12 protein-coding genes and 1 tRNA gene are annotated in these 13,982 nt (G+C 69.8%); 2 read left to right on the top strand and 11 right to left on the bottom strand.

The window, feature by feature from the left end:
• From rpoB to ABT095_RS36275, 10 genes are all read right to left on the bottom strand, one after another.
• The coding region (gene rpoB, locus ABT095_RS36320; RefSeq protein WP_350533874.1) for a DNA-directed RNA polymerase subunit beta at window positions 1-3,136 on the bottom strand (3,136 nt) is incomplete at its 3' end.
• A 630-nt stretch (window positions 3,137-3,766) separates the two neighbouring features.
• Window positions 3,767-4,150 (bottom strand): 50S ribosomal protein L7/L12, encoded by a 384-nt coding sequence (gene rplL / locus ABT095_RS36315; RefSeq protein WP_350533873.1) that lies wholly within the window; start codon window positions 4,148-4,150, stop codon window positions 3,767-3,769.
• Between the two features lie 91 nt (window positions 4,151-4,241).
• Window positions 4,242-4,805 carry a 50S ribosomal protein L10 gene (rplJ, locus tag ABT095_RS36310; protein WP_350533872.1) on the bottom strand — a complete coding sequence of 188 codons (564 nt, stop codon included), beginning with the start codon at window positions 4,803-4,805 and terminating at the stop codon, window positions 4,242-4,244.
• Window positions 4,806-5,145: 340 nt separating this feature from the next.
• On the bottom strand, window positions 5,146-6,003 hold the full coding sequence (locus ABT095_RS36305; RefSeq protein ID WP_350533871.1) for an SCO4651 family lipoprotein: 858 nt from the start codon (window positions 6,001-6,003) through the stop codon (window positions 5,146-5,148).
• A 28-nt stretch (window positions 6,004-6,031) separates the two neighbouring features.
• The gene (locus ABT095_RS36300; RefSeq protein WP_350533870.1) at window positions 6,032-6,952 is read right to left on the bottom strand and encodes an SCO4651 family lipoprotein; all 921 of its coding nucleotides are present in this window, start codon (window positions 6,950-6,952) and stop codon (window positions 6,032-6,034) included.
• 138 nt (window positions 6,953-7,090) lie between these two features.
• On the bottom strand, window positions 7,091-7,813 hold the full coding sequence (gene rplA / locus ABT095_RS36295; RefSeq protein WP_350533869.1) for a 50S ribosomal protein L1: 723 nt from the start codon (window positions 7,811-7,813) through the stop codon (window positions 7,091-7,093).
• 77 nt (window positions 7,814-7,890) lie between these two features.
• Window positions 7,891-8,325 (bottom strand): 50S ribosomal protein L11, encoded by a 435-nt coding sequence (gene rplK, locus ABT095_RS36290; RefSeq protein WP_350533868.1) that lies wholly within the window; start codon window positions 8,323-8,325, stop codon window positions 7,891-7,893.
• A gap of 161 nt (window positions 8,326-8,486) precedes the next feature.
• Window positions 8,487-9,359: a transcription termination/antitermination protein NusG gene (gene nusG, locus ABT095_RS36285; protein WP_502885130.1), complete on the bottom strand. Its 873-nt coding sequence runs from the start codon at window positions 9,357-9,359 to the stop codon at window positions 8,487-8,489.
• Between the two features lie 213 nt (window positions 9,360-9,572).
• Window positions 9,573-9,941: a preprotein translocase subunit SecE gene (gene secE, locus ABT095_RS36280; protein ID WP_502885129.1), complete on the bottom strand. Its 369-nt coding sequence runs from the start codon at window positions 9,939-9,941 to the stop codon at window positions 9,573-9,575.
• A gap of 148 nt (window positions 9,942-10,089) precedes the next feature.
• Window positions 10,090-10,162 (bottom strand) — tRNA-Trp (locus tag ABT095_RS36275).
• Window positions 10,163-10,433: 271 nt separating this feature from the next.
• On the opposite strand from ABT095_RS36275, the gene ABT095_RS36270 reads away from it, so the two are divergent.
• Both ABT095_RS36270 and ABT095_RS36265 read left to right on the top strand, forming a co-directional pair.
• On the top strand, window positions 10,434-11,669 hold the full coding sequence (locus tag ABT095_RS36270; protein WP_350533867.1) for a pyridoxal phosphate-dependent aminotransferase: 1,236 nt from the start codon (window positions 10,434-10,436) through the stop codon (window positions 11,667-11,669).
• 93 nt (window positions 11,670-11,762) lie between these two features.
• A complete protein-coding gene (locus ABT095_RS36265) occupies window positions 11,763-12,779 on the top strand; it encodes an adenosine deaminase (RefSeq protein WP_350533866.1) in 1,017 nt (338 codons plus the stop codon).
• Between the two features lie 124 nt (window positions 12,780-12,903).
• On the opposite strand, the gene ABT095_RS36260 is transcribed toward ABT095_RS36265, so the two are convergent.
• A complete protein-coding gene (locus tag ABT095_RS36260) occupies window positions 12,904-13,944 on the bottom strand; it encodes a UDP-N-acetylmuramate dehydrogenase (protein ID WP_350533865.1) in 1,041 nt (346 codons plus the stop codon).
• Window positions 13,945-13,982: the final 38 nt, after the last annotated feature.

The following is a 13,982-nucleotide window of genomic DNA, read 5'->3' as shown; positions in this document are numbered from 1 at the left end:
CACCGAACTGCGCCTTACCACCGAGCGGCTGCTGGGTGATCATCGAGTACGGACCGGTCGAACGGGCGTGCAGCTTGTCGTCGACCAGGTGGTGCAGCTTGAGGATGTACATGTAGCCGACCGAGACCGGCATCGGGAACGGCTCGCCGGAGCGGCCGTCGAACAGGCGGGCCTTACCGGTGGAGTTCACCAGGCGCTCACCGTCACGGGTGAGCGTGGTGTTGTCCAGCAGACCGGTGATCTCGTCCTCGCGGGCGCCGTCGAAGACGGGGGTGGCGAGGTTGGTGCCACCGGTGACCGTGTCGGCGCCGATCGCCTGCAGGCGCTGGGCCCACTCGTCGGCGAGGCCGGAGACGTCCCAACCCTGCTTGGCGAGCCACCCGAGGTGGATCTCCAGGACCTGCCCCGGGTTCATTCGGGACGGGACACCCAGCGGGTTGAGGATGATGTCGACCGGGGTGCCGTCCTCGAGGAACGGCATGTCCTCGACCGGGAGGATCTTGGAGATGACACCCTTGTTGCCGTGACGGCCGGCGAGCTTGTCACCGTTGGTGATCTTGCGCTTCTGGGCGACGTAGACGCGGACCAGCTGGTTCACGCCCGGGGGAAGCTCGTCCCCCTCCTCGCGGTCGAAGACGCGGACGCCGATGACCTTGCCGGACTCACCGTGCGGCACCTTCAGCGAGGTGTCGCGGACCTCACGGGCCTTCTCGCCGAAGATCGCGCGGAGCAGGCGCTCCTCCGGGGTCAGCTCGGTCTCACCCTTCGGGGTGACCTTGCCGACCAGGATGTCGCCGGTGACGACGTCGGCGCCGATCCGGATGATGCCGCGCTCGTCGAGGTCGGCGAGGACCTCCTCGGAGACGTTCGGGATGTCCCGGGTGATCTCCTCGGGGCCCAGCTTGGTGTCACGGGCGTCGACCTCGTGCTCCTCGATGTGGATCGAGGAGAGGACGTCGTCCTGCACGAGGCGCTGCGACAGGATGATCGCGTCCTCGTAGTTGTGACCCTCCCAGGACATGAACGCCACGAGGAGGTTCTTGCCGAGGGCCATCTCGCCCTCGTCGGTGCAGGGGCCGTCGGCCAGCACCTGGTTGACCTCGACGCGGGCGCCCTCGTCCACCAGGACCTTCTGGTTGAAGGCGGTGCCCTGGTTGGAGCGGGTGAACTTGGCGGCGCGGTACGTGGTGTACGTGCCGTCGTCGTTCGCCACGGTGACGTAGTCGGCCGAGACCTCCTGGACGACACCGGCCTTCTCGGCGGTGATGACGTCCGCGGCGTCGACGGCGCAGCGGTACTCCATGCCGGTGCCGACCAGCGGAGCCTCGCTCTTCAGCAGCGGCACCGCCTGACGCATCATGTTGGAGCCCATGAGCGCGCGGTTGGCGTCGTCGTGCTCGAGGAAGGGGATCATGGCGGTCGCGACCGACACCATCTGGCGCGGCGAGACGTCCATGTAGTCGATCTCGGAGCCCGGGATGTAGTCGATCTCGCCGCCACGGCGGCGGACCAGGACACGCGGCTCGGCGAAGGTCAGCTCCGCCGTCAGCGGGGCGTTGGCCTGCGCGATGACGAAGCGGTCCTCCTCGTCGGCGGTCAGGTAGTCGACCTGCTCGGTGACGACACCCTCGATGACCTTGCGGTACGGGGTCTCGATGAAACCGAACGCGTTGACCCGGCCGTACGAGGCCAGCGAGCCGATCAGACCGATGTTCGGGCCTTCAGGGGTCTCGATGGGGCACATGCGGCCGTAGTGCGAGGGGTGCACGTCTCGGACCTCGAAGCCGGCCCGCTCACGGGACAGACCACCGGGGCCGAGGGCGGACAGACGGCGCTTGTGGGTCAGGCCCGACAGCGGGTTCGTCTGGTCCATGAACTGCGACAGCTGGCTGGTGCCGAAGAACTCCTTGATGGAGGCGACGACCGGCCGGATGTTGATCAGGGTCTGCGGCGTGATCGCCTCGACGTCCTGGGTGGTCATGCGCTCGCGCACGACGCGCTCCATACGGGCGAGACCCGTACGGACCTGGTTCTGGATCAGCTCGCCGACGTTGCGCAGGCGGCGGTTGCCGAAGTGGTCGATGTCGTCGACCTCGACCACGATGTCGCGGCCCTCGGCGTCACGCCACTCGGTCTCGCCCGCGTGGAGCTTCACCAGGTACTTGATCGTGTTGATGATGTCCGGCTCGGTGAGCACGCCGGAGTCCAGGGACTCGGCGTTGCCCAGCTTGCGGTTCACCTTGTAGCGGCCGACCTTCGCGAGGTCGTAGCGCTTCGGGTTGAAGTAGAGGTTCTCGAGCAGGGTCTGCGCGGCCTCACGGGTCGGCGGCTCGCCCGGACGCAGCTTGCGGTAGATGTCCAGGAGCGCGTCGTCCTGGCCCTGGGTGTGGTCCTTCTCCAGGGTGGCGCGCATCGACTCGTACTCGCCGAACTCCTCGAGAATCATCTCGTTGGTCCAGCCGAGGGCCTTGAGCAGCACGGTGACCGACTGCTTGCGCTTGCGGTCGATGCGGACACCGACCATGTCGCGCTTGTCGATCTCCATCTCCAGCCAGGCACCACGCGAGGGGATGACCTTGGCGGAGTAGATGTCCTTGTCGGACACCTTGTCCAGGGTGGAGTCGAAGTACACACCCGGGGAGCGGACCAGCTGCGAGACGACGACACGCTCGGTGCCGTTGATCACGAACGTGCCCTTGTGGGTCATGAGCGGGAAGTCGCCCATGAAGACCGTCTGAGACTTGATCTCACCGGTCTCGTTGTTGGTGAACTCGGCGGTGACGAAGAGCGGGGCCGCGAACGTGAAGTCGCGGTCCTTGCACTCGTCGATGGAGTTCTTCGGCGGCTCGAAACGGTGGTCGCGGAAGGTCAGCGACATCGACCCACTGAAGTCCTCGATCGGGGAGATCTCTTCGAAGATCTCCTCCAGACCGGACTTGGTGGGGACGTCCTGACCACTCTCCAGGGCCGCCTCGACCCGGGACTTCCAGGCCGCATTGCCGAGCAGCCAGTCAAAGCTCTCGGTCTGCAGGGCGAGGAGGTTCGGGACCTCGAGGGGCTCCTTGATCTTCGCGAAGGAGACGCGGAGCGGGGCGGTGGAATTGGCGTTGTTCGAGGCGTTGCGCGGCGCGGCCAAGAGGGGGGTCCTTCCGAGGGCTCGGAGCTCACTACGCGCATACCGGCCGGGCCTTGCCGAGAGCCACTCCGGAGAGAAAGTCCCAGGTCAAACCAGCGACTGCTCCGGGCGACGAGTCACGGAACAGCTAACAGGCAGCGCAAAGGGACAGTGTAGCCAAAAGGCACACTGCTGACAAGCCCTGATTCGGAGACCGAATCGGACGCTCCCTCCTCGTACAACCGTCGACCCGGGCCGAGCCCGGGCCGCCGCAACCTCACGTGGTGTCACTTCCCAGCCCCGGCCCTGAATATGCATCCAGAACGGGACCGAACGGAAGCCCACCCCGACGTGGGGCGCGCGCTTTGAGAATCGCGCTCCCGCTGTCGTTCGTCAAGGCCCACACCGGAGCGTGGACCTCACGCCGTACATCGCCCGGCGGCCCTCCGGCGTTACAGAAGCCGTGGTGAGGGGTGCCCTGACGACAGCGATCACCATACCCGGCCCCGCCGACAGTGGCCGAGACCCAGCCACCCGGACTGACGAAGTCCGTTCGGCGGTCAGCTGCCCGCCGGAACGACAAAGGCCGGGCCGACCACCCACAGGGGGTGATCGGCCCGGCCCTCAAGCCCCCTCAGAGGGGGCGAGAAGTCACTTGACGGTGACCTTGGCGCCGGCGCCCTCGAGCTGGGCCTTGGCCTTCTCGGCAACGTCCTTGGCGACCTTCTCGAGAACCTTGGCACCAGCGGTGTCGACGAGGTCCTTGGCCTCCTTCAGGCCGAGGGAGGTGAGGGCGCGCACCTCCTTGATGACCTGGATCTTCTTGTCGCCGGCGCCGTCGAGGATGACGTCGAACTCGTCCTGCTCCTCAACGGCCTCGGCGCCACCGGCCGGGCCGGCCATGACGACCGCGGCGGCCGGGGCGGCGGCGGTGACGTCGAACTTCTCCTCGAACGCGGAGACGAACGCGGAGAGCTCGATGAGGGTCATGTCAGCGAACTGCTCGAGCAGCTCGTCCTGGGACAGCTTCGCCATGATGGCGTCCTTCCACTAAATCGGCAGGTGGTGCCGGTATGTACGGGGATGGCGGGCGCGGGCCCGCTGCGAGGGGTGAGCCTCGGCCGAATTACTCGGCCGCGGCGTCCTCGGCGGCGGGAGCCGGCGTACCGGCACCGCCCTGCTCGACCTTCTCGCGAAGAGCGTCCACGGTGCGGACGAGCTTCGAGGGCAGGGCCTGGAAGAGCGCGGCAGCCTGGGAGGGCTTGGCCTTCATGGCACCCGCCAGCTTGGCGAGCAGAACCTCGCGGGACTCGAGGTCCGCGAGCTTCTTGATCTCGTCGGCGGACAGCGCCTTGCCGTCAAGGACACCGCCCTTGATGACGAGAGCGGGGTTCTCCTTGGCGAAGTCACGCAGAGCCTTCGCCGACTCCACCGGGTCACCGGTGACGAAGGCGACCGCCGTCGGACCAGCGAACAGGTCGTCCAGCGTGTCGATCCCGGCCTCGTTGGCCGCAATCTTGGTCAGCGTGTTCTTCACCACGGCGTACTCGGCGTTCTCGCCGAGCGAGCGGCGGAGCGTCTTGAGCTGCTTCACCGTGAGACCGCGGTACTCGGTCAGCACAGCCGCGTTGGAAGCACGGAACTTGTCCGTGATCTGCGCGACGTCAGCAGCCTTGTCGGGCCTAGCCATGGGCGTACGCCTCCTTCCGTGATGTCGAAGTCGGGCCGACCGCGAGTGTCGACCATTCCCGCCTCGGACACACCGGACGAAGGAAGCCCCTGCAGAAACAGTGAGAGCCCCGGTGCGCAGGCGCACGGGGCTCTAGAAGACCTCGACGGGCCGACGGCGAACCGCGCGGACCGGAAGTCCAAGCTCCAAACACTCCTGCGCGGGCTGCCTGCGACTGAGCGCAGATCCTTCGGTCTGCCGACCCTTGCGGGACAGCACGACAACCAGCGGTCTTTGGCTTCGACTACCGTACCCGACCACTACCGCTGCACCAAATCAGCACCGGTCGGGCCGGACCGGATCAGCTCCTCCCGAGCACGTCCGGCAGGGTCTGCCCCGCGCTGTCCAGGGTGTCGGCCTCGGCCGGGGCCTGGACGGCGAGGGTGCCGCCGGCGTAGTCGCTGAAGCGGACGGTGTCGTCCACCTTGGCGGTGGGGCCGGTGCCGGTGCGGCGGAGCTGGAGGAGCTCGTCGCTGCTGCCGAGCCAGAGGTCCAGGGTCAGCTCGGTGACCCCGCCGGCCGCCAGGGCAGTGCGCAGAGCCTCGCGGCGGGCCGGAGCGAGCTGGGTCTGGGCCGCCGCGTAGGCCGTGACCGTGGTGGTGACGCGGTAGTGCTGGGCGGTGGCCTCGCCGAGCTTCTCCTCGCCCAGCAGCTCCGGCTGCTCGGCCGCCGCGGCGGCGGTGAGCGCCACCACCGGGCTGAGCCGGTCCACCAGGCCCGCGTACGGCACCTCGCGCTGGCCGTCCGGGCCGGCCGGGCCCGCCCAGCGCTCCCAGTGCCGGCCGCCGAGCCGGGCCGCGGTGGCCTGGTCGCCGCCGAGGTAGGCGGTGGTGTCGAGCACCACCAGCTGCTCGGTGGCGCCGGTTCGCTGGAGCTGGAGCACCGTCTTGGGGGCCCAGAAGAGCATGCCGGTCGCGGCGCTGCCGCCCAGCAGGCTGCTGAAGCGGGCCCGGCGGGCGGTGTGCGCGGCCAGCTGGGCCGAGAGCAGCACCCCGTGCGGCGAGCGGTCGGTGGGGGTGGCCTCCGCCGAGGGGGTGGCCGAGGTGGCGGACGGCCCGCTCGGCTGCGGCCCGGCCTGCGGCGAGCTGCCGCAGGCCGTCACCAGTGCCAGCAGCAGCCCGGCCACCGCCGTCCGCCGCCCCGCCCGACCCGCTCGCACCCGTCGCACCGCTCCGTACTCCATGGGCCTACTTCAGCATGTCCGCGAAGCTCATCACATCGCCGGGCGCCGGGGCCGTGACGGTGGCCGCGCTGCCGAGCGCGCCGTACCCGACGGTCACCGGGTCCTTGCTGCCGTTGCCCACGTTGTCGCTCGTCTGCTGGACCAGTTCGCCGTTGCCGCTGATCCAGAAGTCCGTGGTGACGCTCGCCCGGTTCTTCTTCAGCGTGCCGATCACCAGCTTCTTGACGTCCTCGCCCAGGCCCGGCATGCCGTTCACCAGGCTCTCCACCGGCAGCTCGCTGCGCAGGTGGGTGGTGGCCACCCCGCCGACCTGCTCGGCGCCGACCTTGCTGAGCTTGCCGCCGAGCGCGTTGGCGGTCAGCTGCACGGCCGGGTTGAGGGTCTGCAGCATGGCGGTGAGCGAACCGGCGTCCTCGCCGCCCGGGGCGCCCTGGCCGGCCGCCTTGGGGTCGAGCTTGAGCCAGTGCTTGCCGCCCATGTCGGCCGCGGTCTCGTCGTCCACCCCGAGGTAGAGCTGGTCGGCGGTCACCAGCAGCTTGCCCGGCCCCTCGCTGGTGTTCAGGGTGAGCTGGAACGCGGCGGGCGCCTTCCAGCTGTACACGCCGGTGCCGCTCGCGCCAGGGGTGCTGCCGGTCATGGTGAGCTTGGCGCTGCCCGCCTTCTCCATCACGGTGGCCGAGGCCAGCAGCAGCTCCTTGGCGCCCAGCCCGTCGGTCTTCACCGCCGCACCGCCGCCTGCGGAGCCCGAGGCACCGCCCGAGGGGGCCGCCGAGCCGGAGCCCGCGGCCGACGCCGCGGAGGAGGCGCCCGAGGCGGCCGCGCTCTTGGCCTGGTCCTTGCCGCCGGCCGCGCTGCCGCAGGCCGCGAGCCCGCTCACCAGTACCGCCGCGACCACCATGGCCGCAGCCGTTCGCACGTTACGCACAGCAGACCCCCCTCTTGCTCTCATCCGCCACTGGCTGCGGACTCTAGCAACCGGGGAGAAGCCGACGGGCCCGCACCCCCTGCGAGGGGGTGCGGGCCCGTCGGTGCGGAACGCGGCTACCGAGCCTGAGTCTCAGACTCAGACGGCGGCCGGGTCCTCCTCAACCATGAAGTTGCGGGTGCGGTTCGGGTCGACCTGGATGCCGGGGCCCATGGTGGTGGAGACGGCGGTCTTCTTGATGTAGCGACCCTTGGCGGCGGAGGGCTTGGCCCGGAGGACCTCCTCCAGCGCGGCGGCGTAGTTCTCGACCAGCTGCTCGTCGGAGAAGGAGGTCTTCCCGATGATGAAGTGCAGGTTCGAGTGCTTGTCGACGCGGAACTCGATCTTGCCGCCCTTGATCTCGGTCACAGCCTTGGCGGTGTCCGGGGTCACGGTGCCGGTCTTCGGGTTCGGCATCAGGCCACGGGGGCCGAGCACGCGGCCGAGGCGGCCGACCTTGCCCATGAGCTCCGGGGTGGCGACGACGGCGTCGAAGTCCAGACGGCCCTTGGCGACCTCGTCGATGAGCTCGTCCGAGCCGACGATGTCGGCGCCCGCAGCACGCGCGGCCTCGGCACGCTCGCCGGTCGCGAAGACCAGGACCCGAGCGGTCTTACCGGTGCCGTGCGGGAGGATCACGGTGCTGCGGACCATCTGGTCGGCCTTGCGCGGGTCGACGCCCAGACGCATGGCGACCTCGACGGTGCCGTCGAACTTGGTGGTGGAGGTCTCCTTGGCGAGGCGGATGGCCTCGAGGGGAGCGTAGATGCGGCTGCGGTCGACCTTGACGTCCGCGGCCTTCAGAGCCTTGCTGCGCTTCACTGCTTCTCCTGAAGGTGAATGGAGTTGTGGTGTGGACCGCGCCCGGCCCTACCACGGGGGGTGATGACGGGAGGCTGTCAGCCCTCGACGGTGATGCCCATGGAACGGGCGGTGCCGGCGATGATCTTCTCGGCGGCCTCGATGTCGTTGGCGTTCAGGTCGGGCATCTTGAGCGTGGCGATCTCACGGACCTGGGCGGCGTTGAGCTTGGCCACCTTGGTCTTGTGCGGCTCCGGGGAGCCCTTGTCCACGCCCGCGGCCTTCAGGATGAGGCGCGCGGCCGGCGGCGTCTTCGTGATGAAGGTGAAGGAACGGTCGTCGTAGACCGTGATCTCCACCGGCACGATCATGCCGCGCTGCGACTCGGTCGCAGCGTTGTAGGCCTTGCAGAACTCCATGATGTTGACACCGTGCTGACCGAGCGCCGGGCCAACGGGCGGGGCGGGGTTGGCCGCACCGGCGTTGATCTGGAGCTTGATGAGCCCAGTGACCTTCTTCTTCTTGGGAGGCATGCTCTCTCCGGGTCCTTCTGAGAGGTGGGTGTTGATGCGTGCCCGCCCGGAGCGACAACCGGACGCACGGCACACATCCGCCCAGGCTAACGCGGATGCGCCGCTGGACCAAAACGGATTGAGGGCGGAGCCGTGGCCCCGCCCTCATCCGAAGCTCTGTACTAGTTCTTCTGGATCTGGTCGAAGGAGAGCTCGACCGGGGTCTCACGGCCGAAGATCTCGACCAGGCCCTTGACCTTCTTCGAGTCCGGGTTGATCTCGTTGATGGTCGCCTGCAGGGTGGCGAACGGACCGTCGGTGACGGTGACGGAGTCGCCGACCTCGAAGTCGAGCACCTGGATCTCGACCGGGCGGACCGGGCTGGCCTTGCCGGCCTCGCGGGCGGCCTGGCGCTCCACGTCCGGGGCGAGCATCTTGACGACCTCGTCCAGGGTCAGCGGGTACGGGTCGTAGGCGTTGCCGACGAAGCCGGTGACACCCGGGGTGTTGCGGACGACGCCCCAGGACTCGGCGTCCAGGTCGAGGCGGACCAGCACGTAGCCGGGGAGCTTGTTCTGGCGGATCGTCTTGCGGTCGCCGTTCTTGATCTGGACGACCTCCTCCTGCGGCACCTCGGCCTGGAAGATGCGGTCCTCGACGTCGAGGGAGATCGCGCGCTGCTCCAGGTTCTGCTTGACCCGGTTCTCGTAGCCCGCGTAGGTGTGGATGACGTACCACTCACCCGGCGCGGTGCGCAGCTTCTCGCGGAACTCGGCGACCGGGTCGACCTCGACCTCCTCGACGGCCTCGACCTCGGCGGCGGCCTCCTCGGCCTCCTCCTCGGCGAGCTCGTCCTCGGTCTCGACGTGCAGCGCGGCCTCCTCGGCCGGCTCGAACGCCTCGTCCGCAGCCTGAACCTCGTCCTCGTCGGAGTCGGCGCCGTCGAGGATCTGCTCGGCGGCCTCGGCGTCAGCAGCCTCAGCCGCGTCCAGCTCGGCGGCGACATCCGCCTCGCGGACGGTCTCGTCGGCGTCGTACAGGGGGGACTCAGACACTGTGGCTGCTTCTTTCCTGGGATGTAGATGGAACGGCCCCGGGCCACCGGCGAGCTGGGGGGCACGCGCGGAAGAGACTCGGTTGACTCAACAGTACCGAGTCAACGGTACTGGCCTCATCCGGTCCGCGCAGACGGCTCGACCCGGGCTCCGCCAGAACGTGTCTGGTGGCAACCCGGGTCGAGGGTGAAAGCTTTGTTCGAGTGGCGCGACTCAGCCGAAGATCCACAGGCTGAGCTTGGAGAGCCCGTAGTCCATGCCGGCCACGATGCCCATGATCACGACGACGAAGGTCACGACCACGCTGGTGTACTGCATGAGCTCGCTGCGGGTCGGCCAGACGACCTTGCGGAGCTCGGCGATGATCTGGCGGTAGAAGAGCGCGGCCCGGGCGAAGAAGCTCTTCTTCGCGCGCTTGCCGCCGCCCTTGGCGCCGTCGCCGCCGTCGGCCTTCTTGGCCCGCTTGCGGTCGCGACGGGAGAGGTTCTCCTCGGCGTCGGCAGGGACCGCGTCGTTCACGCCCGCGGCACCCTCGGGGTTGCCGCTCTCAGGCGTTGCGGTGGAGCCCGTGGTCTCCGTCACTCGTCCTCACCTGAATCCGGGTCCTGCCGAGCGCGCTTACGTGCTGGTGGAGCACGCGCGATCCGGCGAAAGCAGTGCGTACCTTGGCCCTCTCCGCATCAAGCCCGCTCGCTCTGTGGAGCGAACGGGCTTAAGTCGGATCGAGCAGCAGGGCAAGAGGGACTTGAACCCCCAACCGCCGGTTTTGGAGACCGGTGCTCTACCAATTGAGCTATTGCCCTACGGGGCCTTGCGGCTCCGGAGATGACCACCAACCTACAGCATCCGAGCCTCGGCGTGATGTACGCGTTGGGCGGATCCGCACTTCGGGAGCCATCGAGCAGTGAGTGTACGGGTTCTTGCGCGTTTGGTCGAACCTCATTCACGCGATCCCCACCCGAGCCGACCTGCGGGGTGCCCAACCCCCTTGCGGGCAAAGGCCGTCGGTACCGTGGGGGTACACATCGTGAAACCACCGTACTGCCCCCGCGCGGACTCTGGGACGATGCAGGTATGAGTGCTTCCACCCCCGCCCCCCGTCCTTCCGACCGTCGTGTCTCGGCCCGGATCGGTGCGATCGCCGAGTCCGCCACCCTCGCGGTGGACGCCAAGGCCAAGGCCCTCAAGGCGGCCGGCCGCCCCGTGATCGGCTTCGGCGCGGGCGAGCCCGACTTCCCGACCCCCGGGTACATCGTCGAGGCCGCCGTCGCCGCCTGCCAGGACCCGAAGTACCACCGCTACACCCCCGCGGGCGGTCTGCCCGAGCTCAAGGCCGCCATCGCCGCCAAGACGCTGCGCGACTCGGGCTACCAGGTGGACGCCTCCCAGGTGCTGGTCACCAACGGCGGCAAGCAGGCGATCTACAACGCCTTCGCCGCGATCCTCGACCCGGGTGACGAGGTCATCGTCCCGGCCCCGTACTGGACCACCTACCCCGAGTCGATCCAGCTCGCGGGCGGTGTGCCGGTCGAGGTGATCTCCGACGAGACCACCGGCTACAAGGTCTCGGTCGAGCAGCTCGAGGCCGCCCGCACCGAGAACACCAAGGTCGTCCTGTTCGTCTCCCCCTCGAACCCGACCGGTGCGGTCTACACCGAGGCCGAGGCCGAGGAGATCGGCCGCTGGGCGCTGGAGCACGGCCTCTGGGTGCTCACCGACGAGATCTACGAGCACCTGGTCTACGGCGACGCGAAGTTCACCTCGCTGCCGGCCCTGCTGCCCGAGCTGGCGGACAAGTGCATCGTGGTCAACGGCGTGGCCAAGACCTACGCGATGACCGGCTGGCGGGTGGGCTGGATGATCGGCCCCAAGGACGTGGTGGCCGCCGCCGCCAACCTGCAGTCGCACGCCACCTCGAACGTCTCCAACGTGGCCCAGGTCGCCGCGCTGGCCGCCGTCTCCGGTGACCTCGACGCCGTCGCGGAGATGAAGACCGCCTTCGACCGCCGTCGCAGGACCATCGTGCGGATGCTCAACGAGATCGAGGGCGTCCTCTGCCCCGAGCCGCAGGGCGCCTTCTACGTCTACCCCTCGGTCAAGGCCCTGCTCGGCAAGGAGATCCGCGGCAAGCGCCCGCAGACCTCCGCCGAGCTCGCCGCCCTGATCCTGGACGAGGCCGAGGTCGCGGTCGTCCCCGGCGAGGCCTTCGGCACCCCGGGCTACCTGCGCCTGTCCTACGCGCTGGGCGACGCCGACCTCGCCGAGGGCGTCGGCCGGATGCAGAAGCTGCTCGCCGAGGCCCGCGACTGACACTGCGTCAATCGGCTGCCGCCCCTGTCGCCCTTCCGAGGGACCTGACAGGGGCGGTTCTCATTTGCGGCCCGGATGCGGCAGGATCGGTCAATGGAACTGCTTCGCGATGTCCGCGCCCTCCCGAAGGCCCATCTGCACCTGCACTTCACCGGTTCGATGCGGCCCACCACCCTCCTCGAACTGGCCGCGAAGCACCGCGTCCGCCTGCCCGAGGCACTGGCCTCCGGGCAGCCCCAGCACCTCGACGCCACCGACGAGCGCGGCTGGTTCCGCTTCCAGCGGCTGTACGACACCGCCCGGTCCGTCCTGCGCGACGAGTCCGACATCCGCCGACTCGTCCTGGAGACCGCCGAGGACGAGGCCCGGGACGGCTCCCGCTGGCTGGAGATCCAGGTCGACCCCACCTCCTACGCCCCCCGGCTCGGCGGGCTGATCCCCGCCCTGGAGCTCATCCTGGACGCCGTCCGGGAGGCCTCCGAGGCGACCGGGGTCGGGATGCGGGTCCTGGTGGCCGCGAACCGGATGAAGTCCGAGATGGACGCCCGGACGCTGGCCCGGCTCGCCGTCCGCTACACCGACCAGGGCGTGATCGGCTTCGGGCTGTCCAACGACGAGCGGCGCGGCATGGCCCGCGACTTCGACCGGGCCTTCGCGATCGCCCGCAAGGGCGGCCTGCTGGCCGCCCCGCACGGCGGCGAACTGGCCGGGCCCGAATCCGTCCGGGACTGCCTCGACGACCTGGGCGCCGGCCGGATCGGCCACGGCGTCCGGGCCGCGGAGGATCCCCGCCTGATGCAGCGGCTCGCGGACCGGCAGATCACCTGCGAGGTCTGCCCCGCCTCCAACGTCTCGCTCGGCGTCTACGAGCGCGCCGAGGACGTCCCCCTGCGGCGCCTCTTCGAGGCCGGCGTCCCGATCGCCCTCGGCGCCGACGACCCCCTGCTGTTCGGCTCCCGCCTGGCCGCCCAGTACGACCTCGCCCGCGACGTCCACGGCTTCACCGACCCCGAGCTGGCCGAACTCGCCCGCCAGTCCGTCCGGGCGACGCGGGCACCGGAGGACGTGCAGAAGCAGCTGCTGGCCGATATCGATGGGTGGCTCACCTGACCGGGGCGGGCAACCACAACAGGGGCGCGAGGAACTGCGCGCGCAACCGTGCACCTTCGTAGCGGGCTGGTCGCGCACGCAGTTGATTGAGCAGAGCCCCGCGCCCCTGGGTGGTGCAACCGGCTCAGAGTGCCACGCCCACCGTGACCGGCTCGTTCACCAGCTCCACGCCGAAGGCGGCCCGGACGCCGTCGCGGATCTCGCGGGCCAGGGCGAGAAGGTCCGCCGTGGTGGCGGCGCCGCGGTTGGTGAGGGCGAGGGTGTGCTTGGTGGAGAGGGTGGCCGGGCCGGTGCCGTAGCCCTTGGTGAAGCCGGCCTGGTCGATCAGCCAGGCGGCGGAGGTCTTGGTGCAGCCGCCGGGCGCCGGGTAGAGCGGGGCGGCGCGGCCGTCGAGGCGGGCCTCGAAGGCCGCGCGCTGCTCGGGGTCGAGCACCGGGTTGGTGAAGAAGGAGCCCGCCGACCAGGTGTCGTGGTCCGCCGGGTCGAGCACCATGCCCTTGCCCGCCCGCAGCCGCAGCACCGTCTCGTACGCCTTCCGCAGCTCGACCCGCTGCTCGGCCTCGACGCCGAGGGTCCGCGCGACCTCCGCGTACTGGACGGGTGAGGAGAGCCCGGCGGCGTCCTCCAGCGCGAAGCGCACCCGCAGCACCACGTACCGCTCCGGCTCCGCCTTGAACCGGCTGTGCCGGTAGGAGAACTCGCACTCGGCGCCGCTCAGCGTCACGGTCGCCCGCTCGCGGCGGTCGTAGGCGACCACCTCGGTGACCGTGCTCGCGACCTCCTGGCCGTACGCGCCGACGTTCTGCACCGGGGTGGCCCCGGCCGAGCCGGGGATGCCCGCCAGGAACTCGATCCCGGCCAGCCCGGCCTCGACCGTGCGCCGCACGGCATCCGCCCAGACCTCGCCCGCGGCCAGCTCCAGCCGCGTACCCGAGAGCTCGAAGCCGGTGGTGGCGACCCGCAGCACGGTGCCGTCGAACCCGGCGTCGCCGATCACCAGGTTGGAGCCGCCGCCGATCACCAGCAGCGGCTCGCCCGCCGCGTCGGCCTCGACCACGGTGGCGATGATCTCTTCGTCGGTCACCGCCGTCACCAGACGGCGGGCCGGGCCGCCGAGCCGGAGGGTGGTCAGCTGCGCCAGCGGGGCGTCGTGTTCTACATGCACGCGCTCCAGCGTACGGGGGCGCGGCGCGCGCCCCGCCC

It is taken from the genome of Kitasatospora sp. NPDC002227, assembly GCF_040296285.1.
Lineage (GTDB): Bacteria > Actinomycetota > Actinomycetes > Streptomycetales > Streptomycetaceae > Kitasatospora.
Note: the sequence above shows the minus strand (reverse complement) of the source record. Positions and strands in the feature narration are given on the sequence as shown.